Source organism: Martinezella hainanensis (genome assembly GCF_900094555.1).
Taxonomy (GTDB): domain Bacteria; phylum Pseudomonadota; class Alphaproteobacteria; order Rhizobiales; family Rhizobiaceae; genus Rhizobium; species Rhizobium hainanense.
On record NZ_FMAC01000006.1, the window covers coordinates 81,187 to 104,422 of the forward strand.

Consider the following 23,236-nt stretch of genomic DNA (forward strand, 5'->3'; position numbering starts at 1 on the left):
CATGAAGAAAATCATCGGCATCCTCCTTGCGGTCATTGTCATCATCGCCCTTGGCTTTGTGGGATGGTTGCTGCTTGGCCGCGATCCGACCTCCTTTGCCGGCGGCTCGACGGTAGCGCTCGACGATTATCAGGCTGGCACCGTGAGCGGTGTTCCGGCCCAGCTTGCCAGTGCCGATAGCGTGAAGCGCGGCGAATATCTCGCCCATGCTGCGGACTGCCAAGCCTGTCATACAGCGCCGGGCGGCATTCCCTTTGCCGGCGGCTTTGCCTTCAACATGCCATTCGGCACCATCTATTCCACCAACATCACGCCGGACAGGGATACCGGCATCGGCAATTACACCGATGCTCAGTTCCTGGCGGCCGTGCACAAGGGTATTCGCGCCGACGGCGAGAAACTCTATCCCGCCATGCCCTATGCGTCCTACACCTATATGACGGACGCCGATGTGCTGGCGATCAAGGCCTATCTCGTGACGCTGCCGCCGGCGCATGCGCCAGCGAAGCCCGATCAGCTTTCATGGCCCTTCGACCAGCGCGGCCTGCTGTCGCTGTGGAGCGCTGCGTTCAACACCGACGAGCGCTTCCGCCCCAACACAGGTCAGAGCCCGCAGTGGAATCGCGGCGCCTATCTTGCCGAGGCACTCGGCCATTGCGGCGAGTGCCACACGCCGCGCAATCTTGTCTTCGCGCTCGACAATCACCGCAAATTCGCAGGCGCCGTCACCGCCGGCTGGCACGCCTATAATATCAGCAGCGACAAGAATTCCGGCATCGGCGACTGGAGCGACGAGGATATCTACCTCTACCTTTCGACCGGCCACGCCAATGGGCATGGCGGTGCGGCTGGACCGATGGGCGAAGCCACCGACGACAGCCTCAGCTATCTGGTGCCGGACGACGTGCATGCCTTGGTAACCTATCTGCGCAGCATACCGGCCCACGCAACCGACCTGCCGCGCACCGTCACCACGGCAGCGCCGGCATCGCACAAGGAGGGCGTGGCGGATGTCGACCCACGCGGTGAGAAAATTTTTGCCGGCGCGTGCGCCAGCTGCCATGATTGGACCGGCGTGAGCCCGGTCACCGGCTATGCGACGCTCACGGGCGTACGCGCCGTCAACGATCCCGGCGCCACCAACGTGGCGCAGACTGTTATCAACGGCGTTAACCGCACGACCGCCGACGGCAGGATCTTCATGCCCGCCTTTGGCCAGGGTTATTCGGATGACGACATCGCGGCCGTGGCCAACTATGTGACCGCCCGCTTCGGCGCCAAAGGCGCGCATTTGACGGGCAAGGACGTGGCCAACCTGCGAAAGCAGGCGGCCCAGCAACCTCATCCCCCGGAGGCAAACAATGGCTGACATCAGGTCTGATTTCGCCGAGTCCGACGCCTATCTCCAGGCGTTGATGCGCGAGGTACGTTCGCTCTCTGTGGCCGATACCGCGCTGAGCATGGGACGGCGCAGCTTTTTCAAGCTCGCCGGCAGCGGCACGGCTGGGCTGATCCTGGGTTTTTATCTCGGCGGCGAGGCTTCCGCGGCCGAGGCGTCTGACGGCGCGAACCAGGCGATGAATGCGTTCATCCGCATCGCTCCGGACAACACGATCACCATTTTCTCCAAGTGTCCGGAGATAGGCCAGGGCATCAAGACCTCCTTTGGCGTCATCATTGCCGAAGAGCTCGATGCGGATTGGAACCATGTCGTGATGGAGCAGGCCGACATCAATCCCAAGGTCTATGGCGGTCAGGGTGCTGGAGGTTCGACGTCGATCCCACGCGCATGGGACCAGTTGCGGCAGGCCGGCGCCAGCGCCAAGGCGATGCTGATCGCCACGGCCGCCGAACAATGGGGGGTGGATTCGTCGCAGATCACCGCACAGGATTCGGTCTTGACCCATGCCGCCAGCGGCAGGTCTGCAGCCTATGGATCACTGGCCGCTGCGGCGGCAACAATGCCAGTGCCCGATCCTCGAAGCCTGAAGCTGAAGGCACGCTCCGAATATCGCCTGATCGGCAAGCGGTATCACGGCGTCGACGATCCGAAGGTGATCAGGGGCGAGCCGCTGTTCGGCATTGATGTCCAACGCCCCGGCATGGTCTATGCCAACTACACCAAATGTCCGGCGGCGGGCGGCAAGGTCAGATCCTTCAATGTCGACGAGATCAAGGCCGAGCGCGGCGTGTTCGATGCCTTTGCCCTGGACGGGACAGGACAGGCGGTCGAGGTCATGCCGGGTGTCGCCATCATCGCCAGGGATACCTGGAGCGCCTTCCAGGCGAAGAACAAACTGAAGGTGGACTGGGACCTCGGCGAGGCTTCAACGGATTCCACTTCGAAATTCTCGGCCGAGGCCAGGAAGCTCGCAGCCCATTTTCCGGAAAAGCCGGACGACGATGTCGGCGACGTGGACAAATCCTTCAGCAATGCTGCCAGGACCGTCGAGGCCTATTATGAATATCCCTTCGCCGCCCATGTGCCGCTGGAACCGATGAACACCACCGCGCACTGGCATGACGGGGTGTTGGAAATGTGGGTCCCCACCCAGCAGCCCGATCGTGGCTTGCCGGTGATTGCTAAGGCAGCCGGCATAGCGCAGGAAAAGATCGTGATGCACCAGACCCGCGTTGGCGGCGGTTTCGGGCGGCGGCTGGTCAATGATTATGCCTGCGAGGCGGCAGTCATCGCGCGGAAAGTCAACGCCCCGGTCAAGCTGCAATGGACCCGGGAAGACGATTTCGGCCACGACTTCTACCGCCCGGCCGGTTACCACCAGTTCAAGGGGGCGATCGATAAAGATGGCGGCCTCGACGCCTGGCAGGAACATTTCATCACCTTCACCGCCGACGGCAAGAAGGAAGCCAGCGGCGCAGGCCTGACCGACAATCTGAAATATTCCATCAAGGCTCCCAACCTGCGCCGCGGCAAGACCATGCTGCCGCTGAAGATCCCGACTGGCGCCTGGCGGGCGCCGGGCGACAATGCCCAGGTCTTTGCTGCGCAAAGCTTCATGCACGAGATGTCGCTGGCGTCGGGCCGCGACCACGTCGAATTCCTCGTCGCTGCCGTGAACCGCGACGTGCCTGAGCTTGCACCCAAGGACAAAAGCGTCAACTTCAGTCCCAAGCGTGCGACCGACGTGATCAGGATGTGCGCGAACAAAGCCGGCTGGGGCAAAAAGCTGCCTGATGGCAGCGGATTGGGTCTCGCCTGGTGCTACTCCCACGCCGGCCATGTCGCGCAGGCCGTCGAGCTTCGCGTCGACGCCCGTAAGCAGATCAGGATCGATCGCATCGTCGTGGTGCTCGATGTTGGCCCCATCATCGATATGGCCGGCTCCGAAGCGCAGGCGCAGGGTGCGTCGACCGACGCGCTCTCCACCGCCATGGGCTTGAAGATCACCATCGAAAGCGGCCAGATCCAGGAGCAGAACTACAATGCCTATCCGATCCTGCGCATGCCCTTCGCGCCGATGACGATCGATGCCTATTTCATCCAGTCGGACAATCCGCCGACAGGCATGGGCGAACCCGCCTTCCCGGCATTAGCCCCTGCCCTCGGCAATGCCATATTCGCAGCAACGGGAGAGCGGGTGCGCCGCCTGCCGTTGCGTGATCTGGGTTACTCGCTGGCAAGCTGACATATTGCCTTCGCTCGGCCTTCATCGCCTTGATTCATTTTCATCGTGCTCTCGCCCTTTGCGTCGCAATCGAGGTGCAATCCACTTGCACCAAAGCCCAGATGTACCGGCGTACCTGGGCGGCACCCCATTGCGCATGTGTAGCGGATTACGGAACCTAGATCCGATTCCGGATCCGCGGTAAGAATGTAAGCCGTCAAGCACGATCCTCGGCAATCTCCTCATCGGGGATGCCACCTACGGCTTTAGAGCAATTCCGGGAAAAATGCGTAGCGGTTTTCCGACTGGAATCACGTAAAAACAAAGGGATAGAGTGTTTTCACGATTCTAAGAAAAGCCGAAAGCTCTAGTCGACAGTTTTCCCACGGGCCTGTCATTGATGCGCGTATTTATCGGCCTCTTCAACTCCTCCCAGGCTCGATCTCCATCTACGTCACCGGGATAGATGGCGCTCGAGTGCATACTGTTTGATTGTCGGCTTTCTTCGAGGACCATTTCTCAATAGAACCTGTCATTAAAACATGCTCCACAAGTTCGAGACGCTCCATCAGATAAAGTTGCGGCTCTCCAATACACCGATCGCAATCCATCAAACATTGCAATAGCGCTCCAAGGACCTACAACCATTCATTGAATACGCGAACTAGTTATTTGCATCGATGAACAATTGTTCGCATTGCTCTTGAAAAATGGCGTTACAGCAGTTGCCTACGCTTACCTCCGCCTTACCTTGTCGACAAATATGGACGTCTGTCGACATGGAGGAGAGCATCGTTATGCCAGGTAAGCAATGGTTGATCGGTTTTGCAGATCAAACGAAACTGCAGTGCCACGAGCAACTCCGCCAGAAAATCGATGCAGCCGTGCAGGAGCTTCTGCAAGACGGATGGGAACCTCAGTGCATAGCGGAAACGCTGCTCGAAATCGCCGACAACTATTTCGACACAGTCATTGGTGACATGGAGATGACGCCTTCGACACCATTGCATTGATCTGACATCGACGCTTCGTGTGGCGCTACAGGTTGTTAGCCCGCGGATTTTGTCCCACCACCTGCTCTGCATCTACGGGTACCTCAACCAGGATGGATGGGTGACCGGGGCTGTAGCTTTCGCGCATGATCTCGGCCAGATTGCTCAGATCCGGCATCAGCTTGCGGCTTGACCAGCCGCATGCGCGCGCCATCGCCCCAAAGTCGATGCGGTGCAGATCGCTATGGTAGCGGCTGGATGAATAGTCGGGAATGACCACGGGCAGGCCCTGCACCATGATACCAAGTGCGCCGTTGTCCAGCACGAACAGGACGATCCCCAATGATCGCGCTTCGGCCAGGCAACCGGCAATCAGCCGGAAGCAGCCATCGCCCGTAAAAGCGAATACGGTCGCGTCCGGTTTTGCAAGCTTTGCGCCGATTGCCGCGCCGAATGCTCCGCCCATTGCCGAACCGCGATAAAGCGAATGGAAGCGGGCGTTTGGATGCGGGCGCTGCGTGACATACTGACGATCTTTGTAGGCAAGGCACACGTCATCGAACGCAATGCTTCCCGGCTGCCATTGACGATCAAGCTCCTGGTAAAACCGGGCAATATCGATCGTTCCAGGGCGTGGCGGCATGATCTTACGATCATTGAGATCAGCCACAAAAGCCGGTGCTGGGGGTCGCGATGGCCGAAGATCCTCGAGCCGGCCGATCGCTTCGCTCAGAACCTGATCGATTGGCCCTCGAACATCGAAATATTCGCCGCGCACACGATGCCGAAACCCGCCCCCGACACTGCCATATGGCGCGACGAGGTTGGTGAAATTCCATGTCGTATGGGCAGGTATGTCAGAAAAATTAAGGGTGTATTCGTCAGGGCAGAACCCGAGGGTAATAACAATATCGTCAGGACCGAGACTTTTCCAGAGCTGCATCGCGCGATCATTGCCGCCGAAGCCCAGATAGCCGAAACCGAAGCTATTGTTGCGCGCCACCGCATTCGCCCCGTTTATGCTCCAGACGATCGGCGCCTGTAACACCTTGCACAAACGTGTGGTGAGGACTGGCATGTACGAATACATGGCCGCCTCTTCGCCAGCGAGAATGACCACCCGACGCCCAACCACTTGCCGCGGGAATTCGGCCAAAAAATGGGCGAGCGACCCATGGTCGATCTTGTTCGGTTTATGAGCATAGTCACCGCGCCAAGGCGTATGGACCGGCTCAGACACCGTCTTTCCGAGCGCCTCCGGCGGCATCAGAAGAGCGACGGGCGAGCCTTGATCGAGATGTTTGCGGGCCTGCTCAAGTTGTTCTCCGATATGGTCTGGATCGTTCAAAACGAATGTGCCTGATGGCAGCTCGGCCTTCAACTGAGCCACGACGTCGGCACCCTCCGGGCTCGTGTCCTGCAGCGGTGCACGGTATCGCGTATCCGCCGGACTGAGAGGAATGAGGTAGATTGCGGGAATATTGTGCAGTTTCGCATCACTCAGGCCGCAGGTCAGCAACCGCGTTGCGGCTCCTGTCGTTGCAATGGCTGCACTGACTTTCCCGCTCGCCAGATAGTATCCCAACGGAATGAAGCCAGCGACATATTCGCCGATATTGAAGAAAACCGGGAGTTCGCCGCCTTCGTCGGGGACGGCCATCGGCTCGAGATGTTTGAGCAAATGGATGACCCCTCCCCCCGTGACGCCGGCATAGTGACGCACATGCCAGGTTGCGAGCGTGTCGATCAGGAATTCATACCCTGTTTTCGGCTTGGCTACTCGAATATCGCTTGCCGTTTCGACTACAAGATCCATCGTCATTTGCTCGCTTCTCCGCTATGACCTTCGTTCCTGAATTCCGCAAAGTATTGACGTACGCTCTCCCCGGGCCGGATCTGACCCGCAGCAAGCACGGCTCCGGCACATGGCCGATCCCGATTGCATGTTCTGGAAGCAGAATTACACGATGCGTTTTTCCGGGGAGAACGCTTCCATACCCACAACCGTCGCCAGAAGATCTTCATCGCGAAGCGATGCCTTTTGATCGGCGATATCCTTGAAACGGGAGAAAGCGAGATCGAGATCGGCATCGGAACCGAACTCGACACCCAACGAGCGCATGCACATGCGAAAACCGTTACGGCCCGAATTCTTTCCGAGCACGAGCCGATACTCATCGGCGCCGACCTCCGCCGCCGTCATGATTTGATAGGTCAACGGGTTCTTCAGCATGCCATCCTGGTGAATGCCGGATTGATGCGAGAAAGCATTCTTGCCGACGATCGCCTTGTTAGGCTGCACAACGAAACCGGTAATCTCCGAGACAAGCCTGGATGCAGCCGTCAATCGACGGGTTTCGACCGATGTCCGGCATCGGAAAAAATCCTCGCGTGTATGCAGTGCCATGACGATCTCCTCAAGCGACGCATTGCCCGCTCGCTCACCGATACCGTTGATCGTGCATTCGATCTGGCGCGCCCCCTGCCGGGTTGCTTCGAGCGAATTGGAAACAGCCATGCCCAGATCATTGTGACAATGCGCCGAGAACACGGCCTTGTCGGCATTCGGTACGACATTGCGCAGATAGGTAAACAGCTTGCCGTATTCGTACGGCGTCGCGTAGCCGACCGTATCCGGCAGGCTGACCGTGGTCGCACCGGCTTTGATCACCTGCTCCACGAAGCGGGCAAGAAACTCCGGCTCCGACCGGCTCGCATCCTCGCAGGAAAACTCGATATCCTCGGAATAGCGTCGCGCGTGGAGCACCGCGCGAACGGCATGTTCGAGCACATTTTCCGGCGTCATCTGCAACTTGTATTTCATGTGAATGGGCGAGGTCGCCAGCACGATATGGATGCGGGACGAGGCCGCAGCGGAAACGGCTTCCGCCGTCAGGTCGATGTCGCGCTCGACTGCGCGGCTCAAGCTGCAAATCGTACTGTCCTTGACGACGCGCGCCACGGCTTTGATCGCCTCGAATTCGCCGGGACTGGAGACGGCAAAGCCGGCCTCGATCACATCGACCTTCAGACCTTCGAGCATAAGTGCGATCTCGACTTTTTCGCCGGCGTCGAGGTTGATGCCGGGGCTTTGCTCGCCGTCACGCAAAGTAGTGTCAAAGATAATGATCTTCTCGGTGTTCATGCGACTCTCCCGATCGATTGAAGCATCGGCGTTGCCGAATTCGTAAGGGTTAGCTGTGTGGCATTACGCGGAAGTCACGGATGATCGACGCTTCGGGCGCATTTCGTGCCGGCGGCGAAATCCATCACATGGTGCAAGTCCTGTCAGATCTGATCCTGTTTGCCCCTGGCTTTGCTGGCACGCTGGAAACCGGACAAACCACTCCACGTTCGGCCGGCGTCGACACCCGCGTCGTCGTTGCAATTTCGCAATTCCTGAAGTGCGCCCCCATCCACATGCCTGGCTTTCGATCTGCGCTGGCATCCGCAACCCATGGCAGCGTCGGCTTCGGAGCAAAAATTTCAAACCCGGAGAATTGAATGTCCATGGCGCACCGAATGGTTACGATGGTGAGAATGGCTGCATTCGAGACGGCGGTATTTTAGAAAACTATGGACTATTTTTAGGAAATAACGGTTTCTGCTTGGCCACCAACAGGTGTCTCCGCTTTGCCACACGTACTTCTGCAGGATTATTTCAACGATATGGCGAGGGCAGCATCTGCCTCGGCTTGCAAGCGAGATGAGACAGCGCGCCCATCACGCACGGCCCCTCGGGCACGCGTTTCGACGCCAGGTTTGAAAATCCCTCGTACGGCCGTCTCCTGGCCTGAAGGCGCCGTTCTCGTTCCCGCCCGGCTTAAGGATTAAGAACCATTGAAACTACTGGCGCCCTGATGAGCACGACGCCTGCACTTAGGCGCCCGCACCAAACCGCCGACGTACGGTGCCACGGAAGCATCGTCGCCAGGAGCCGGAAAACGCATGCGCCTGGAAAAAACTCCGTCCGCATCGAGGCAGCAAGGCTTGCCTGCCCTCGAAACGTCGGATGCTTGCAAGAGCACGGATGGCAGTTGCAGCTTACGCGGTCTGCTTGGGCCGCCAGCGCAACAGATAGGCTTCGAGCGCATAGGCAAGCCGGTTAAGGGTGAATCCGACAAGGCCGAGCACGAGGACACCGACCATGACAAGCGCCATGTCGAACCGCTCGCGACCGGCAATGACCAGACCGCCGACGCCGGGGCCGACCGCCAGGAAATACTCTGCCCCGACAGTCGCGAGCCAGGCATAGATCAGGCCAAGATGCACGCCTGTCGCGATCGACGGCATCGCGGAGGGAATGTAGATGCGCAATGCTTTCTGCCTTGCATTGAACTTCAGCGCCCTTGCGACCTCCAGAAGATCAGCCGGGGCCTCCCGCATGCCGTCATAGGTATTGAGAACGATGGGTATGAAGGCCGCGAGCGCGACGAAAACGATCTTCGCCTGCTCGCCAAAACCGAACCAGACCGAGATCAGCGGTATCCAGGCAAGAAGGGAGATCTGCTTCAACCCGTTGAAGGTCGGCATGATCAACCGGTCGGCAATCCGCGAGAGCGCCAGCAAACTCGCAAAGCCGACGCCGAGCACGCATCCAATCAGGAAGCCGGCGATATTGCGCATCAGGCTGAAGCCCAGTTCACCGATGAGATCATTGTCGATCAGCTCGCGCTTGCCTGTGGCGACGACATCCTCCAGCGACGGCAGAAAGCGCGCATCCACCAGACCGGTGCGGCTTGAGACTTCCCAGGCGACGAGGAGAAGGATCGGCAGCGTTATGCCGCGCCGAAACCGGACGAAAGGGCTGGTTTGCGTCATTGTCAAATCTCCTGCCGTTTCCAGCGCTGGATCAACAGCTCCGTGCGATCAAGGCCCTTGTCCATGACAAAGCCGACCAGCCCAATCGCGATCATCGCGACGATGACCGTATCGAGCCAGAACATCTGCCGACTCCAGACCAGCAGGTAGCCGAGCCCCTCGGAAGAGGCGAGCAACTCGACACCGACGAGCGAAGTCCATGAATGGGTGAGGCCATAGCGGATACCCGTGAATATCGACGGAAGCGCACCCGGCAGCACGATCAGACGCAGGGTCTGCCAGCGGCTGAAACGCAACGCCCTGCCGACTTCGAGATATTTCGGCGACACGCCGCGGATTCCGGCGAGCGTGTTCATCGTCATCGGCACGATGGCACCCTTGGCGATGATGATGATCTTCAAGGTTTCCTCGATGCCGACAAGCAGCATGAGAAGCGGAATCCATCCGAGAGTCGGAATTTGCGCAAAGGCGAGGAAGAGCGGCTTCACATAGTCCTCGACCGTTTCGGAAAGCCCCATGGCAATACCGAGCAACAGACCGAGGCTGGCGCCTATGGCAAAGCCAATGATGACGCGGCCGAGGCTCACTCCGGTATGATAGAGAAGCTCGCCGCTGAGGATCATGTCGCGGCCGGTCTGATAGACATAGGTCGGCGGCGGCAGGATCTGCTCCGGTAGCCAGCCTCTGGCGGAGGCTACCCACCAGAGAACAAACAACCCGAGCGGAAAGATAAGGCCGGTCGCGAAAACCGCGATGTGCCGTAGCCTTGCGGACGATAGCGGGAGGCCAGCTCGACCGGTAGTCTCAGCCACAACGCTCATACAAGCCTCCTTCGCTCACTCGGCTGGCGACGATCAGGAGGCGGCCGGCTTTCCATCGGCGCCATAAGGCTGCCAGAACTTTGCCAGACCAAGCCTTTCCAGCGCGCTGTTGAGGTACTTCGGCTCGAACCAGCCATTGAGATCGACATCACGGCGGATCAGGCCATATTCCTTGCTCTTGATCGCCTGTTCCTTGTACTGCGAGACCAGGAGATCATCGATCAACGGCGAATTGCGATAGGCCAGCGTATCGTTGCGGAAATATTCCTCTAGGATCGGTACGGGCGTGCCGGACTTGTGCCAGAGTTCGAAGAGCGCTGCACGGTTTTGCTCCTCGGACGACCATTGCGCCGCCTTGACGAAAGCATCGACGACACGCTGCGTGATCTCCGGATGGGCGTCGATGAAGGCCTGGCGGCCGATGACACCGGCATTGCGCCCGAAACGCGGATCGTCGCCCTTCGTCGTGTAGATGATATCGGCGCTATCCTTCGCCGCCAGATTGATGAGCTGCGTATCGCCGAAGGCCGCATCGATATCCTTGCTGGTCAGGGCCGCGACCGTGCCGGCTGTATCGAGGTTGACGACCTGGATGTCGCGCTCGGTCAATCCATGCGCCTGCAGGATCTTGATTGCGGAGAGATGGCCGTTGGTGCCGCGCTGCAGCGCGACCTTGCGCCCCTTCAGATCCTCGATCGCCTTGATGCCGGATCCCTTGGCAACAGCGAGATAGAGCGGCTTGCGTGCGCCGCTTGCCAGCAGAAACTTCGTCTTCAGGCCCGTTGCCCGCCCGATCAGCGCGGGAAGGTCGCCCTGATAGGCAAAGTCGAGCTGGTCGTTGGCAAAGCCTTCATTGACAGCTGGACCTGCCCCCTTGAAAAAAGTCCATTCGATCTTGACGTTCGGATCGTTGGCAAATTCCTTTTCCAGAAATTCGCCGGCGCGTGCCGTCGCCGCCGACGTTCCCTCGGCATAGGGCTTGTTGTCGACACCGATTGCGGCGTATCCGACGTGAATGACGAGGGGGTCCTGCGCCCGGGCGGGGGCGGACAATAGCGTCAAGGCGATCGCCGCACCGGCGACCAAACGGGAAAGAATGGACAGTTTCATCTGTTGCTCCGTGATTATTCTGCAGCGACGACGGCAGGCCGGGCTTCAACCACCGGACTTGTGATGCCGGATGAAGCGCGAGGCGTTGATGTCGTGGCGTTGAGGCTCTCAAGAACGCGATTGCGGATTTCGACCAGCCGGGGAGAGGTGCGTTCGCGCGGGCGCGGCAAATCCACCGCAACGATGTCGCGGATGCGACCCGGCCGGGGTGACATGACCACGACGCGATCACCGAGATAGACGGCCTCCTCGACATCATGCGTCACAAGGACCATGGTGATGCGTTCCTTCGCCCAGATCGTCTGCAACTCGTCCTGCAGCCTTGCCTTGGTGATGGCATCGAGCGCACCAAAGGGTTCGTCGAGAAAGAGTACATTGGGGCGGTTGACCAGACCGCGAGCGATGCCGGCGCGCTGGGCCATCCCGCCGGAAAGCTGGTGTGGGTAGGCTTTGGCAAAGCCGGAAAGCCCGACAAGTTCAAGATGGGATTCGACGAGCCTGCTCTTCTCCGCCTTGGACAGGCCGGAGTTTTCCAGGCCGAGCGCGATATTGCGGGCGACCGTCAACCAGGGGAAAAGCCGCGGCTCCTGAAAGACGATGCCACGCTCGAGGCTCGGCTCCTTGACCGGCCGCCCGGCATGACCGACGAAGCCCGATGTCGGAAGATCGAGACCGGCGCCAAGACGCAAGAGCGTCGACTTTCCGCAACCACTCGCTCCGACGATGGTGACAAACTCGCCCTCGGCGATATCGAGGCTGACATCGTCGAGCGCGGTCAATGTCTCACCGTTCACCTTGAACTGGCGGGTGACATGGCCGATCTGAAGGTGCAGGGAATTGCCCATGGCCTGCTACTCCGCAGCAACGGCGTGCCGCGCCGGATGCAGCGGTACTTTCAGTCCGAGATTTTCGCGCAGCGTCGGACCCTCGTAGTCGCTGCGGAAAAGCCCGCGGCGACGCAGCTCCGGCAACACATGCTCGACGAAATCATAAAGGCCGGTCGGCAGTTGCGGCGGCATGACATTGAAGCCGTCGGCCGCGCCCGTCCTGAACCATTCTTCCATCTGATCGGCGATCTCGATCGGTGTTCCCAGAATCTGCCAATGGCCGCGCGCGCCGGCAATGCGAAGGTAGAGCTCTCTGATCGTCAAGTTTTCGCGCCTGGCAAGATCAAGCAGCAATTTCTGGCGGCTTTTGCTGCCATTCGTTTCCGGCAGATCCGGAATGGGGCCGTCGAGCGGATAGTGCGAGAGGTCGACACCGCCGGACATGCCGTTCAGCATCGAAAGGCCGACAACCGGATGGACGAGATCCTGAAGCTCTGCAAATTTTTGCCGCGCTTCCTCGCGCGTTCTGCCGACGACCGGGAAGATGCCGGGCATGATCTTGAGGTCGTCATGACCTCGGCCATATTTTTGAAGACGGCCCTTGAGATCCGCATAAAAGGCCCGGGCATCCTCGATGGTCTGATGAGCCGTGAAAACAACCTCTGCTGTGCGGGCGGCCAGCTCCCTGCCGGGCTCGGACGAGCCGGCTTGCACGAGAACGGGATGTCCCTGCGGAGCCCGCGCCACGTTCAGCGGGCCGCGGACCTTGAAGTGCTTTCCGTTGTGATTGAGGATGTGCTGTTTATTCGGATCGTAGTAAATGCCGCTCTGCTTGTTGCGGGGAAAGGCGTCCTCTTCCCAGGTGTCCCAGAGGCCGAGCACGACATCGGCGAATTCTTCGGCCCGTTCATAGCGTTCGGCGTGCGCATAATGTTCGTCCCTGCCGAAATTATGCGCCTCGTGATCGCTCGACGAGGTCACGAGGTTCCAGCCGGCACGGCCGCCGCTGATATGATCGAGCGAGGCGAATTTGCGGGCGATATGGTAGGGCTCGTTGAAGGAGGTCGAGGCAGTGGCGACAAAGCCAATGTTTTTCGTCACCGCCGCCAGCGCCGAAAGCAATGTGATCGGCTCGAATTGCGCGACATAGCGCTGCGCCGTACGCTGCAACGCCTCGGTATCGTCTCCTCGGGTGCCGACGCCGTCGGCCAGGAAGATCAGGTCGAATTTCGCGGCTTCGGCAATTTGCGCAAGCTCGACATAATGGGCAAAATTGGAGCCGGCATCTGCCTGCGTCAATGGATGCCGCCAGGCAGCGATGTGATGGCCGGTCGGGTAAAGGAAAGCGCCGAGCTTCAGTTGTCGTTGTTTACCCTTCATCATCGTCTCCGTGATCGCAACGGAAAGAAGGCTAAACTTTAAAGATAATAATCTATAGAAATTATATTCTATTTACCGCCGTTACTTCGGATTCGTTCGTCGCCGGGGATGTCGAACCGGCTAAGATCGTTTCACGGTGATAAGCCCTGAAGGCTGGAAATTGCGGCCGTGGATTGCTCACCGCCTCACCGGGGAAAGAATTTCTTCCCGCCGGATCAAATAGATATTGCTGGACTTGGGCCTGTTATCACCGAACCCTTCGTGCCCGGAAGCGGCGGTGTGCCGCTCACATCCATAGGCGTGAAATGCACATGTCTTTTACATCAGACCTCTCCGATCCACTCGTCGCCAAAGCGATCGAACTCAGGCAGGCGTTCCATCGGGATGCGGTGGCGCGCGACAAGGCCGGCGGCCGACCAACTGAACAGATCCGCCTGCTGAAGCAGAGCGGCTTGCCTTCCGCGCAGATCCCCACGCGATACGGCGGCAAAGGCGCTTCCTGGCTCTCCATCCTGCGTGTCGTACGGGAATTTGCCCGCACCGACGGGTCGCTCGCGCACCTCTTCGGCTACCATCACCTGCCCCTGAACGTCGTTCTCTTCCGCGGCTCCGACGTACAGAGGGAGCGCCTGCTCAGGGCCTCCGCGGCAAACAATTTCGTCTGGGGCAATTCCGGCAACGCCATGTCGAAAACCTCGTCTGGACGCCGGATCGACCATGGCTGGCTGGTCAACGGCAAGCGACCCTTTTCCTCCGGCTCGCATATATCAGACTATATCCAGATCTCCTTCGAAAACGCCGATGGCGAAAGGCTGACGGCTGCCGTTCCCGCCAATCGGAACGGCATTGTCATCGAGGACGACTGGGACGGCATCGGCCAGCGCCAGACCGGCAGCGGCACGGTCAGTTTCCATGATCTCGAAATCGCGGATGACGAGCTCATCAGCTCTCCGGCAGTTCCACTGACCCCCTACACCTCGCTGACGTCCCTGCTGCAGCAAAGCGTGCTGCTCAACGTCTTCGTCGGCAGCGCCCAAGGCGCTCTGGAAGAAGGCCGGGCCTACACGACGACGTCCTCACGGCCTTGGATCTATTCGGGTGTCGACAAGCATACCGACGATCCCTGGATCAAGCGGCAGTACGGCGACCTCTACATCCGCACGCTCGCCGCCACCGAGCTTGCCGACAAGGCGGCACGCAGCCTCGACGACGCCTTCAACCAGGGACCCGGCCTGACGCATGAAGACCGTGGGGCCGCCGCCATCGATATCGCCACGGCCAATGTCTATGCCGGCGAGGTCGGGCTTGCTGTCTCCAGCGAGATATTCGAGGTCATGGGCGCGCGCTCGGCAACGACAGCCAATGGCTTCGACCGCTTCTGGCGCAATGTGCGCACCCACACGCTGCACAACCCCGCCGAATACAAGAAGCGGACGCTTGGCACCTTCCTGCTTTCCGGTGAACTTCCCATTCCGGCAATGTACCGCTGAAAGGACATCTCATGGCTAGACGCAAGGACCAGATCAAGCTCGGCGCCTTCCTGCTCTTCACCGGTCATCATGTCGCCGCCTGGCGGCATCCGGAAGCGTCCGTCGGGACCGAATTCGAGAACTATCTGGAGCTTGCCAAACTCGCAGAGGCCGCCAAATTCGACACGATCTTTTTTGCCGACGGCGTTGCCGCGCGGCTGAAGGATTTGAATGCGGCAAGCCGCAAGGCGCACAGCGGCATCTATCCGTTCGAGCCGATCACGCTTCTGTCGGCGCTTGCCAGCGTCACCCGCAATATCGGCTTGATCGCGACCGCCTCGACGAGCTTTTCCGATCCGTTCAACCTTGCGCGCCAGTTCGGCTCGCTCGACCGCTTGAGCGGCGGCCGCGCCGGCTGGAACCTCGTCACGTCGTCCGATCCGGATGCGGCCTTCAACTTCGGCCATGACGCTCAGGTCCTGCATGCCGATCGTTATGAACGGGCCGAGGAGTTTGCCGATGTCGTGCTTGGCCTCTGGGACAGCTGGGAAGACGACGCCTTCGTCCGTGATCGCGAGAGCGGCCGCTATTTCGATCCGGAGAAGCTGCATCGGCTCGACCATAAGGGACGCTACTTCAAGGTGCGTGGGCCGCTGAACATTCCGCGCTCGCCGCAGGGACGTCCGGTTGTCGTGCAGGCCGGGGCCTCGGAGCCGGGTAAGGAACTGGCCGCGCGCACGGCCGAAGCAATCTTCGCCGCGCAGATTACGCTTGAGGAGGCCAAGGCGTTTTATGCCGATGTGAAAGGCCGGCTCGGCAAATATGGCCGCTCGCCGGATGACCTGAAGATCCTGCCGGGCATCTTTCCTGTCGTCGGACGGAGCGAGGCGGAAGCCGAAGACAAGTTCCAGTCCCTGCAGGAGCTCATCCAGCCGGAGGTCGGCCTCAACCTTCTCTCGCAGCTGACCGGCGTCGATCTCAGTTCCTATCCGCTTGACGGTCCGGTGCCGCCCGAGCCGCCGGTCACCAATGCCGGCAAGAGCCGCCAGGAACTGGTTCTCGATCTCGCCCGCCGCGAAAACCTGACGATCCGTCAGCTCTATCTTCGCATCGCCGGCGCCCGCGGTCATTGGCAGGTAGTCGGCACCCCGACGCAGATCGCCGATGTCATGGAAGAACGCTTCGAAAACTACGGCGCCGACGGCTTCAACATCATGGCGCCGATCATGCCCGGCGGGCTTGCCGATTTCATCACGCTCGTCGTGCCGGAGCTGCGTCGCCGCGGGCTCTTCCGCAGCGAATATGAGGGCACGACGCTGCGGGAAAATCTCGGGCTCAAACGTCCAGCCAACCGTTTTTCCGCAGAAAATGCGGTCGCAGCAGAATAGGAGACCATCAGATGGCGCGTGACAAACTTTTCCTCATTTCACCGGGCTTTGCCGATCCGAAACATCCGGGCGTCAGCTTCGTCTGCCCCTATTGCAACGCCATCGAAGGATTGCTTGCTTCCTTCCCCGATCTCGCTTCGTCGATCGATGTCGAAAGAGTCGCCTTCCTGCGGCCGCGCCAAAAGGTGATCGAGGTTGCCGGCGAGGAAAACCAGTCGCTGCCGCTCCTGATCCTTGCGGAGAGCCCGCCTGATGATGCCGGCAACTGGCACGGCACGCGCTTCGTCAATTCGACCGATCGCATCCTCGAGCTGCTTGCCGAACGGCACGGCTTTCCACGCGTGCATTAGCAACGAGGCTCACCATGACCATAAAGCCAGACGGCTTCGAACCACCTTATCCCCCGCCCGCCCTTTTCGAGGCCGACACATCGAATCCCCATCTCGCCAAGGCCGTCGAGCTTCGAGATGTGTTCGCGAGCGACGCCACTGAGAGAGATCAATCGGGCGGCAGGCCTGCCGAGCAGATCAAGCTCCTGAAGGACAGCGGCCTCGTCAATCTGGTCATCCCGAAGGAGTTCGGCGGCGCCGGCGAACCCTATTCCACCGCCCTGCGGATCGTGCGCGAATTTGCCAAGGTCGACGGCTCGCTCGGCCACCTCTACGGCTATCATTTCAGCCCGCTGCAGAATGCAGTCACCACGATCAAGGATGAGCGATCCCAGAATATCCTACGCCGCTCGGCCACTGGACGCTGGTTCTGGGGCAATACGACGAACAGCTTTTCCAAGAGCCTCTTCGGCCGGCAAGAAAACGGGAAGGTCATTCTCAACGGTTTCAGGCCCTTCGCCTCCGGCTCGCATGTCGCCGACTATCTGATGGTCGCCTGGGAAGACGAGACGACCAACAAGCGGAGCTTTGCCTATATCCCGGCAGACCGCAAAGGCATCGCCATCACCGATGATTGGGACGGGATTGGCCAGCGACAGACGGGAAGCGGCCGTGTCCTCTTCAAAGACGTGGAAATCGACGAGAGTGAAATCCTGACCGACCGGCCACAGGAACCCATCGCCCTATTGGCACCCTTGCAACAGCAGAGCGTGTTGCTCAATGTCTTCGTCGGCTCGGCACAGGGGGCATTGGCAGCCGCACGCGACTATACCGTGACGAAGTCGCGTCCGTGGATCTATTCCGGCGTCGAGCGGCATGCCGACGATCCATGGATCAAGAGGCAGTATGGCGAGCTATGGATCAAGGTGCAGGCGGCAACGGCGCTCGCCGACCGGGCGCTCTTGGCAGTCGATGCCGTCTACGCAAAAGGACAGGATTTGACCGCCGAGGAACGTGGCAGCGCAGCGATCGCGGTCGCATCCGCCAACGTGCTCGCCGGCCGGGTCGCCCTTGAAGTGACGAGCGAGATCTTCGAGGTCATGGGCGCAAGATCCGCCGTCAGGCCGCTCGGCCTCGATCGCTTCTGGCGCAACGTCCGCATCCACACGCTCCACAATCCCGCCGAATACAAGACTCGCAATGTCGGAACATGGTTCCTGGACGGCGAGTTTCCGGAACCGGGGATCTTCCAGTGAGCCGGAAACGCGAACTTCACCTCAATATCAACATCCTGCACTCAGGATTCTCACCGGCCGCCTGGCGCATGCAGGGAAGCGACCCGCGCGCATCCTTCGATATCAACCACTACATCAACGTCGCCCGCATCGCCGAACGCGGCACTTTCGACGCGATCTTTCTCGCCGATCAGGCGGCTATCTCCGATCGCGTCGATTTCAGGCCGCTGACGTCTCTCGAACCGACCATCGTGCTCGCATCGGTCGCGGCCCATACCGAGCATATCGGCCTGATCGCCACGGCTTCCACCACCTATAACGAGCCCTACAATATCGCGCGCCGGTTCGCGACGCTCGATCATGCGAGCGGCGGTCGCGTTGGCTGGAATATCGTCACCAGCGCCGATCTCTCGCAAAGCCGGAATTTCGGCCTGGAAAAGCCGGTCGCACATCAAAGCCGGTATGAACGCGCAGAGGAGTTTACATCGGTCGTCAAGGCGCTGTGGGACAGCTGGGAAGAGGATGCCTTCATCGGCGATGTCGCCAGCGGGCGGTTCGTCGATACGAGTAAGGTCCATGCGATCGCCCATCGCGGCAAGCATTTTTCCGTGCATGGCCCTCATAATGTCCCGCGCCCGCCACAGGGTCATCCCGTCATCGTGCAGGCCGGCGGTTCGAACGATGGGCGGGAGCTGGCAGCCCGGCACGCCGAAGCGGTGTTTTCTGCTTCGCAATCCCTGGAGGAGTCGCTCGATTATGCGCGTGACCTCAGAACGCGCGCGGCTCGCCACGGTCGTACCCCGGACAGCCTTCTGATCCTCGCCGGCCTTGCGACCATCATCGGCAGTAGCGAGGCGGAAGCCAGGCGGCGACAAGAGGAGCTGCGCGAGCTCATTCCGCTGGAATACAGCCTTGCGCGCCTATCCGGCGTCCTGCAGGTCGATCCCGGCAGGTTGAAGCTGGATGAACCCCTGCCGGACGATATTCCGTTGCCGGCCGACGGCGGCCACACCTTCTTTCGGGCAACCTTGGCCCTGGCACAGCGCGAGCAACTGACGGTGCGTGGTCTGATCCGCGCATTGAACGGCGGGACCGGGCACCGCACCATCGTCGGCACGCCTGAGGCAATTGCCGATGATATCGAAAAATGGTTCGAGGCAGGCGCTGCCGATGGTTTCAATCTGATGCCCGACGTGCTGCCGCATGGGCTGGAGGCATTCGTGGACGAGGTGGTGCCCATCCTGCGCCGGCGCGGATTGTTCCGCAAAGAGTATAGCGGCCGCACCTTGCGCGACCATCTGGGCCTCTCCCGGCCCGTCAACCCCTATGCCATCGCCGCCGAGTGAAGGAGAAACAGCATGACATCAGCAACGACCGCGAGGCTTCCAGACGACGATCGGCTCGCCGCTCTTATCGGAGAGCGTTATCGCAACAGCCAGCATATCGGTGCGGACTGGAACGAAACGATCGAGACGCTGCTCTCCCATCGCACGGTTCGCGACTATCTGCCGAAAGCGGTCTCCGACGATATTCTCCACCTTGCAATCGCAGCGGCGCAATCGGCACCGAGTTCATCCAATCTGCAGGCCTGGAGCGTCATTGCTGTCAGGGACGAGGCGCGCAAGGCCAAGCTGAATGCCGTTGCCGGAACGCAAAGGCAGATCACACAGGCGCCGCTCTTGCTGATCTGGCTTGCCGATCTTTCCAGGCCGCGCCGCATTGCGGCAGATCAGGGTTCCGCGGCCGATGGACTGGATTATGTCGAGAGCTTCCTGCTCGGCGTCATCGACGCAGCGCTTGCGGCGCAGAATGCCGTCGTTTCGCTTGAGTCTCAAGGTCTCGGCACCTGCTATATCGGTGCGATCCGCAACGATCCCGAAACCGTGGCGCGCGAACTGGAATTGCCGGAAGGCGTGTTTCCGGTCTTCGGGCTGACGATCGGCTATCCCGATCCGGCCACACCAGCCGCCGTAAAGCCGCGGCTGCCACAGACGGCCGTCCTGCATCATGAACGCTACGATCGCAGCCGCAGGTCGGACGATCTGCGTCACTACAATACGGTCTTGCAGGACTTTCAGGCCGAACAGCGCATGCCGCGCATAGACTGGACGGTACAGGTGAAAAACCGGATCGGCACCGTCGAGGCCTTGAAGGGACGCCATCTGCTCGGGGTTGCTGCGCGCCGCCTCGGTTTCAGGCTGAAGTAATCGGCCTTATTCAGCGGCAGCGATATCGAGTTTGCGGAGCGAGTGCCACGATAAGACATCGCCAATTGCTCGCAATGCCCTGGCCTCCGCCTGCAGCCAATTGCGGAAGAGCTCGACACGCATCAGCCGCGCATTGGCAGCCGTCGTCACGAAGAAATAGGAGAAGCTCACCGGCTGCGGACTGCCAAAGGGACTGACAAGGCGTCCGGCCTTCAACTCGGCCTCCGCCAGCCGGACCTTGCCGAGACCGAGTCCCTGCCCTGCGAGCGCCGCATCGATGACAAGCGATGACTGGTTGAGGCGGAAACCGCCCTGCGGCAGCCGACATGACAGCCCTTCGGCCCGCAGCCAGGCACTCCAATCGGGGCAGGAATGATCGTGCTCGACCCCGTCCTCGTGCAGCAGCGGCACACCCTCGATCGCCTGCGGATCATTCCAGAGCCAGTGCCGCTCGGCAAATTCCGGGCTGCAGATCGGCACGACGGCTTCAGGGAAGAGATGGTCGACGACCAGGCCCGGATAACCGCCGCCGCCATAGCGGATAGCGCAATCGGTGTCGCCGCTGTTGAGATCTGTCAGCTGCGTCGAGGCGTCGACGAGGATCTGCAAGCCCGGTGCTGCCCGCCTTAGCCCATCCAGCCGCGGGATCAGCCATTTGCTGGCAAAGGACGGCGCAACGGACACCCGGATCGGCAGATCATGATCGCTGGCGACGAATTGCGTCATCGTCTCGAGAACGGCGTCGAAAGCATCTGTCAGCCCGGGAACCAGTGCCATACCGGCAGCCGTCAACTGCAGCTGTCCGCGTGCACGATGAAAAAGCGGCTGTCCGAGATAGTCTTCAAGCAGCCGGATCTGCTGTCCGACGGCGGCCGAGGTGACGTGCAGCTCCTCCGCCGCACCGAGGAAATTCAGATGCCGCGCCGTCGCCACGAAGGCACGCAGCGAGGTCAATGGCGGTAGCCGCGCCAAGGTCGGCTGGATGGCTTTTTTTCGGGTGTGCGCGATCGTGTTCATGACGCGGATTGCAGCACAATACGGCCATCAAAGACGAGAACGCGCTTTGCGTTTACCGGCAAGCGGACGGACATTTTCTTCCATGCCCGGAGAGCATCAGGGAAGCAAAAACTAAAAATCCGGAATAGTCTATATTTTTAATAGATAATCGTATTTGACTATCCCCGGGCGAAACGAATTTCGCGAAGCTTTTCTTTCTCAACGAGCGAGAAAAACATTCTTCCGTTTTACCGGCTTGGGACCCGAAGATGCGCCGACCGCGTGCGGCTCAAGGCCGCTCTGCGCCGTCCGCCACACTTCGCATAGGAACCGCATCTGTTTAGCCGGCAAGGAAATCCAATGACCATCAATCGCCGCCGTTTCAATCACCTGCTGCTACTCTCTACCGCGGCGACGCTCCTCCCATCCTTCGCGGCACGCGCGGCGGAGCCGACACCGGCAAGAGGCGGCACGCTCAATTTCATCGTCGAACCCGAGCCGCCGACCATCCTGGCGCTAGCCCATACCGCCGGTGGAACGCAGAAAATCAGTCCGAAAGTGACCGAAGGCCTGCTCACCTACGACTTCGGCCTCACGCCAAAGCCGCAGCTCGCAACCGAATGGTCGGTCGCTCCCGATGGACTGACCTATACGTTCAAGCTCAGACCCAACGTCAAATGGCACGACAGCAAGCCGTTTACCTCGGCGGACGTGGCCTATTCGATCGAGCTCCTGAAGCAGGTCCATCCGCGTGGGCGCGGCTCATTCGCCAACGTCATCGCGATCGATACGCCTGATCCGCTGACCGCGATATTCCGCCTCTCCAAGCCGGCGCCCTATCTCTTGAAGGCGCTTTATGCGGCCGAATCCCCGATCGTGCCTAAACATATCTATGAGGGCGTGAAGATCGCCGATGTTCCGACCAATCCCAACGGCAGCGCGCCCATCGGCACAGGCCCCTTCATTTTCCGGCAATGGGTACGCGGCTCCCATATCATTCTCGAGCGCAATCCCGACTACTGGGATGCCGGCAAGCCCTACCTCGATCAGATCGTCGTGCGTTTCGTGCCCGATGGCGCCGCCCGTGCGGCCGGCTTCGAAACCGGCGAACTTGATCTCGGCGGCGACAATCCCATTCCGCTCGCCGATCTCGAACGTATCAAGGCGCTGCCGAATATCGGCATCGATTCGCGCGGCTACGAGACGAAGGGCGACCAGACACAGCTCATCCTCAATCTCGACAACGAGCATCTGAAGGACGTCCGCGTCCGCCGCGCGATCGCCCACGCGATCGACCTCGACGTCATCCTCAATACGGTCTGGTATGGCTACGGGCACGTCTCGCCGACGCCCATCAGCACCTTCCTGCCGCAATATCTGGATACGTCAATCAAGCCCTATGCCTTCGATCTCAAGGCGGCCGAGCAATTGCTTGACGAAGCCGGCTATAAGCGAAACGGCAGCGGCAACCGCTTCTCGCTACGCCTGACGCACAACTCCTACAATGAGGGCTTCAAGCGCGTTGCCGAATATCTGAAACAGAACCTTGCGCGCATCGGCATCGATGCAAGGATCGACTCCTACGATTTCTCGACCTACATCCAGAAGGTCTATACCGAGCGTGCCTTCGACCTGACGGCGGAATATCTCGGCAACCAGTTCGACCCGACGCTCGGCGTACAGCGCATCTATTGGTCGAAGAACTTCAAGCTGGGATTGCCCTTCTCCAACGCAAGCCACTATCAGAACCCGGAGGTCGATCGCCTGCTCGAGACGGCATCGGTCGAGGTCGATGAAGCAAAGCGCAAGCAGGAATTCAACGACTTCCAGAAGATTATCGCCGACGAGCTTCCCGTCATCAATCTGATCGCGCTCGAAAATGTCACCGTCTTCAACAAGCGCGTCAAGAACCACACGACTGGCGCCGAAGGCGTGCAATCGAATTTCGCCGACGTCTATATCAAGGAAGGCGAAGGCTGACGCGCGGAAACGGCGTATTCTCTTCAGGGGGCGATGCGGCCCCCCTTCTTTTCTG

At 60.2% G+C, this 23,236-nt stretch carries 19 protein-coding genes; 11 read left to right on the plus strand and 8 right to left on the minus strand.

The features are described 5' to 3' along the window. Nucleotide 1: 1 nt before the first annotated feature. The 3 genes from GA0061100_RS19565 (at nucleotide 2) to GA0061100_RS19575 (ending at nucleotide 4,639) form a co-directional block, all read left to right on the plus strand. The gene (locus GA0061100_RS19565; RefSeq protein ID WP_075854407.1) at nucleotides 2-1,369 is read left to right on the plus strand and encodes a cytochrome c; all 1,368 of its coding nucleotides are present in this window, start codon (nucleotides 2-4) and stop codon (nucleotides 1,367-1,369) included. Beyond that, nucleotides 1,362-3,647, plus strand: a complete 2,286-nt coding sequence (locus GA0061100_RS19570) for a xanthine dehydrogenase family protein molybdopterin-binding subunit (RefSeq protein WP_083961393.1) — start codon at nucleotides 1,362-1,364, stop codon at nucleotides 3,645-3,647. Before GA0061100_RS19565 ends, GA0061100_RS19570 begins: the two co-directional genes overlap by 8 nt. Nucleotides 3,648-4,405: 758 nt before the next feature. Further along, on the plus strand, nucleotides 4,406-4,639 hold the full coding sequence (locus GA0061100_RS19575) for a hypothetical protein (protein ID WP_143525471.1): 234 nt from the start codon (nucleotides 4,406-4,408) through the stop codon (nucleotides 4,637-4,639). Nucleotides 4,640-4,664: 25 nt separating this feature from the next. Here GA0061100_RS19575 and GA0061100_RS19580 read toward each other — a convergent pair whose 3' ends face one another. Continuing rightward, nucleotides 4,665-6,440, minus strand: a complete 1,776-nt coding sequence (locus tag GA0061100_RS19580) for a thiamine pyrophosphate-dependent enzyme (protein WP_075854409.1) — start codon at nucleotides 6,438-6,440, stop codon at nucleotides 4,665-4,667. Between the two features lie 138 nt (nucleotides 6,441-6,578). After that, a complete protein-coding gene (locus tag GA0061100_RS19585; RefSeq protein ID WP_075854410.1) occupies nucleotides 6,579-7,763 on the minus strand; it encodes a 2-isopropylmalate synthase in 1,185 nt (394 codons plus the stop codon). Nucleotides 7,764-7,843: 80 nt separating this feature from the next. On the opposite strand from GA0061100_RS19585, the gene GA0061100_RS19590 reads away from it, so the two are divergent. Continuing rightward, nucleotides 7,844-8,122: a hypothetical protein gene (locus GA0061100_RS19590; RefSeq protein ID WP_075854411.1), complete on the plus strand. Its 279-nt coding sequence runs from the start codon at nucleotides 7,844-7,846 to the stop codon at nucleotides 8,120-8,122. Nucleotides 8,123-8,662: 540 nt separating this feature from the next. Here GA0061100_RS19590 and GA0061100_RS19595 read toward each other — a convergent pair. Genes GA0061100_RS19595 through GA0061100_RS19615 form a run of 5 tightly spaced genes read right to left on the minus strand, consistent with a single transcriptional unit; the run spans nucleotide 8,663 to nucleotide 13,577 of the window. Further along, on the minus strand, nucleotides 8,663-9,439 hold the full coding sequence (locus tag GA0061100_RS19595) for an ABC transporter permease (RefSeq protein WP_075854412.1): 777 nt from the start codon (nucleotides 9,437-9,439) through the stop codon (nucleotides 8,663-8,665). A 2-nt stretch (nucleotides 9,440-9,441) separates the two neighbouring features. Next, nucleotides 9,442-10,260, minus strand: coding sequence for an ABC transporter permease (locus GA0061100_RS19600; protein WP_075854413.1), 819 nt, complete (start codon nucleotides 10,258-10,260; stop codon nucleotides 9,442-9,444). A gap of 33 nt (nucleotides 10,261-10,293) precedes the next feature. Then, nucleotides 10,294-11,370: an ABC transporter substrate-binding protein gene (locus tag GA0061100_RS19605; protein WP_075854414.1), complete on the minus strand. Its 1,077-nt coding sequence runs from the start codon at nucleotides 11,368-11,370 to the stop codon at nucleotides 10,294-10,296. Between the two features lie 14 nt (nucleotides 11,371-11,384). Then, nucleotides 11,385-12,215: an ABC transporter ATP-binding protein gene (locus GA0061100_RS19610; protein ID WP_075854415.1), complete on the minus strand. Its 831-nt coding sequence runs from the start codon at nucleotides 12,213-12,215 to the stop codon at nucleotides 11,385-11,387. Nucleotides 12,216-12,221: 6 nt separating this feature from the next. After that, nucleotides 12,222-13,577, minus strand: a complete 1,356-nt coding sequence (locus GA0061100_RS19615) for an LLM class flavin-dependent oxidoreductase (RefSeq protein ID WP_075854416.1) — start codon at nucleotides 13,575-13,577, stop codon at nucleotides 12,222-12,224. 311 nt (nucleotides 13,578-13,888) lie between these two features. On the opposite strand from GA0061100_RS19615, the gene GA0061100_RS19620 reads away from it, so the two are divergent. The 6 genes from GA0061100_RS19620 to GA0061100_RS19645 are packed head-to-tail and all read left to right on the plus strand — an operon-like array spanning nucleotide 13,889 to nucleotide 20,205. Then, entirely contained in the window at nucleotides 13,889-15,067 is a 1,179-nt protein-coding gene (locus GA0061100_RS19620; protein ID WP_075854417.1) for an acyl-CoA dehydrogenase family protein, read from the plus strand. Between the two features lie 11 nt (nucleotides 15,068-15,078). Continuing rightward, complete coding sequence (locus tag GA0061100_RS19625; RefSeq protein WP_075854418.1) at nucleotides 15,079-16,434, plus strand: LLM class flavin-dependent oxidoreductase; 1,356 nt, start codon at nucleotides 15,079-15,081, stop codon at nucleotides 16,432-16,434. 11 nt (nucleotides 16,435-16,445) lie between these two features. Then, a complete protein-coding gene (locus GA0061100_RS19630; protein ID WP_075854419.1) occupies nucleotides 16,446-16,784 on the plus strand; it encodes a DUF3088 domain-containing protein in 339 nt (112 codons plus the stop codon). A 14-nt stretch (nucleotides 16,785-16,798) separates the two neighbouring features. After that, on the plus strand, nucleotides 16,799-18,019 hold the full coding sequence (locus GA0061100_RS19635) for an acyl-CoA dehydrogenase family protein (protein WP_075854420.1): 1,221 nt from the start codon (nucleotides 16,799-16,801) through the stop codon (nucleotides 18,017-18,019). Further along, nucleotides 18,016-19,344, plus strand: a complete 1,329-nt coding sequence (locus GA0061100_RS19640; RefSeq protein ID WP_244557891.1) for an LLM class flavin-dependent oxidoreductase — start codon at nucleotides 18,016-18,018, stop codon at nucleotides 19,342-19,344. The genes GA0061100_RS19635 and GA0061100_RS19640 overlap by 4 nt, the downstream gene beginning before the upstream one ends. Nucleotides 19,345-19,356: 12 nt before the next feature. Next, the gene (locus GA0061100_RS19645; protein WP_075854422.1) at nucleotides 19,357-20,205 is read left to right on the plus strand and encodes an NADPH-dependent oxidoreductase; all 849 of its coding nucleotides are present in this window, start codon (nucleotides 19,357-19,359) and stop codon (nucleotides 20,203-20,205) included. A gap of 6 nt (nucleotides 20,206-20,211) precedes the next feature. Here GA0061100_RS19645 and GA0061100_RS19650 read toward each other — a convergent pair whose 3' ends face one another. Next, complete coding sequence (locus GA0061100_RS19650) at nucleotides 20,212-21,222, minus strand: LysR substrate-binding domain-containing protein (RefSeq protein ID WP_075854423.1); 1,011 nt, start codon at nucleotides 21,220-21,222, stop codon at nucleotides 20,212-20,214. Between the two features lie 339 nt (nucleotides 21,223-21,561). Here GA0061100_RS19650 and GA0061100_RS19655 point away from each other — a divergent pair, with 339 nt between their 5' ends. Next, nucleotides 21,562-23,181 carry an ABC transporter substrate-binding protein gene (locus GA0061100_RS19655; RefSeq protein ID WP_075854424.1) on the plus strand — a complete coding sequence of 540 codons (1,620 nt, stop codon included), beginning with the start codon at nucleotides 21,562-21,564 and terminating at the stop codon, nucleotides 23,179-23,181. Nucleotides 23,182-23,236 lie beyond the last annotated feature (55 nt).